General features: G+C 48.9%; 2 protein-coding genes. Both read right to left on the bottom strand.

Translation table 11 applies throughout. The features are described 5' to 3' along the window. The coding region (locus KDK17_RS01440; protein WP_257287181.1) for a hypothetical protein at positions 1 to 2,318 on the bottom strand (2,318 nt) is incomplete at its 3' end. 64 nt (positions 2,319 to 2,382) lie between these two features. Then, positions 2,383 to 2,658, bottom strand: a 276-nt coding sequence (locus tag KDK17_RS01435; protein WP_257287180.1) for a hypothetical protein, incomplete at its 5' end; no start/stop codon positions are given.

Raw genomic sequence — 2,658 nt, 5'->3', positions numbered from 1 at the left:
CCAACCCCACAACCACGGATAATGTCCATTCGATCCGCAAAGCGTAATATGCGCAGATACCAGCGCAGAGGCTCGGGCAGGCTCTGCTCATCTTTACCATTGACATCGTTTTCCTTGCTGTCCATTGCCAGTGCTATGTCATCCAGTAGTGGTTCAGGATAGTGCCCGGCCAGGTCCCGTTTGAAGTAGTATGCTGATCTTGTTTCTTCCGCTGATTTGTCGACATCTTCGGCGGCAGCATCATGATAGATGATCGCCAGCGCCATGAGTTGTTTTTCTTCCGGGCTCAGATAACACTGCTGAAATTTCTCCAGCAATTCCATATACCAGTGACCATTATTTCTGGCCCGCAGGACATGGCTGCAGCTGTGCAGCGGTTTCCACACGGTTGGCATGGTCTGTCTGCCAAGGCTACGGATCACCCGTTCTGGTCCCGGACGGCGATAATAATGCTGCAATACTTTCAGGATGGTTTTTTCATTGTCGCCGGCATTATCAGGCATGACCGGCGCTTTGCTGAAGGCGTCCACCACAAGCTGTAATACCGGTTTCCTGGCTGCAAAGGGTGTTGTCGATGCGCCAGAATCGTCCAGCGGACCGAGAGACTTTTTCAAATCCCTGATGTCCTCCTGAGCCTGTCGGACATGCTCTGGCCAATTCTGGTAGAAAGGATTCGTTTCCCGTTGCGTCCACAGTTTTTCAACCCATTGGATGTAATCAGCCACGGAGAAATTATTAATCACCTTCTTACCGTCACGGTAATAACGGTTCAGATCTACTTTGAGACGATGCAGAACCTCTTTGTCCATGTGAGTACCGTAATGAAAAAGGGCCAGTAAGCGGGACTTGATCATGTCGAGGTTTTGATCGTGAAAAAGCACATCCAATAATGCCGCTTCCATGTATTTTTGTATTTGTCCTTTATCGCGACGGAGATCCTGACAGACCCGGTCAAATTCAACGACGTTTCCCGGACAACTGGTTAAAGGAAATTTCCTGAGATGGTTCGTGTTCAGAAAATCAAAGGGCGCAAAGGCAGCCACCATATAATTCATTACCTCCGCTGACACTTTCAATTCTGAACCATGTAGCATACTGTTAAAAATCATGGCAGACCTGAGATCCAGCCTCGCTCCGCTGTGCAGAAGCAGCTTAAGTATGCGGTAAGCTTCTTCCTCCTGTTCCTGAGTTTGCCCATGCTCAGGTTGTTTTTTTCTTAACTCTTCGGAAGTCAGTAACATATCAAGCAACGTTCGAGCAGTTCCTTCATGAAAAAAACGCTGGTGAATTGGCAAGCCGCTTTGTTTTAATTCCAGCAGCTTTTCGTAACTGTAATGATCGGGATCACTCACTAGCATGATGGCCTGTCGCAATTTGTGTCTGACATTGGCCGAGTCGGTTGATTCCGAACTCAATGTCTCTGCCCGTAAAGACATTGGCAGCAGATTTAACACGGCTCTGAAATGTTTTGGGGCTATGCCCTCTAAAAACGCAAAATTATTCAGAGAATGCTCATTCCTGGCTAAGTGTTTACTGTCCAGCTCATCATCAAAGTAGACCTGTACAGAACCTGTCTGATGGCAATAAACGACCAGGGGCAAGGGTTCAAGCGCCAATACCTGTTCACACTCACGCTTGTCCTGCAGGATATCGGCAATATTTATCTGTGCATCGTTGTAAACACAAAAGCATTTGATGTCTTTTTCGCTGTATCCGGTGAGCACCAGTTCCGGGTAATCCAGTCGTGTGCTACTGCCAAATTTCAATTTTGGTAAACTGAACGTCCCATCCGGTTGCAGATGCCCCGAGGTAAAACGCAGAGGATAAACTCTCCAGATCACCTGATCGCCACGCTCAAGACGCCTACCGAGCAATGATTGCAGATGAGGTAGTAATTTTACTGTCAGTTTTTCCGGAGTTGAGTCAGGCTCCTCCAGCAGATCTCTGGTCCTTGCGTTACGTTTATAAACATACAGGCATTGTGGATCAATAATGCCTACCATCCATTTACCATAACGTTGTGGCACGTGTTCGGTTGGCATCATCTTTCCCGGCAGGGCAAGGGTAAAGGGTCTTGGTGCACCCTTGCCCGAAAAGTAATTTTTTTCTTTACTCAATTCAATTCGCCGAATCGCCAGGCGTCCACTCTCAGCGGCCCACAGTAGCTCTTGTCGCTCAGACTCCCTGGGATGACGGGGTAGCAGCTTGCGGGTTGGTTGGCTGCTTGACCATTGGCCAGAGGCTGTTGCCGCCCGGGTATCAAAATGGGGTTGTGGGCACGGGCTCGCATTGGCTCTCATTCCGTGGGCAGCATTCATAGAAACATTCCTGGAAAACGTTTTATGTATGAGGACATTCTGATGTCTTTAGAGTAACTGGCAGTTAAAAAGTTCCATCTGCCGCTGCTGCACCCTGAGCGTCAGTCTTCGCAATCTTCTTTGGCACCAGCATTTCCCATTCTCTCGGGAGGCCATCGTTGGTTAAGTAGGGACGCTTCTCTCTGAACACGCCAATACTCCGTTGTTTCAGCACTTTTTGGGCTTCCTCCGAAGCCAGCGTTTTTTGCGTCAAGGTGCCCGGATTCATCTGTATACCTTCGTTCTTCAGCCGCTGCACCTCTTGCTCCAGTGCCTGTTGTGTTGCCGGGCTCAGCAGCGA

Origin of the sequence: Endozoicomonas sp. SESOKO2, assembly GCF_024606245.1 — a bacterium.
In the GTDB taxonomy this organism is placed as follows: domain Bacteria; phylum Pseudomonadota; class Gammaproteobacteria; order Pseudomonadales; family Endozoicomonadaceae; genus Endozoicomonas_A.
Note: the sequence above shows the minus strand (reverse complement) of the source record. Positions and strands in the feature narration are given on the sequence as shown.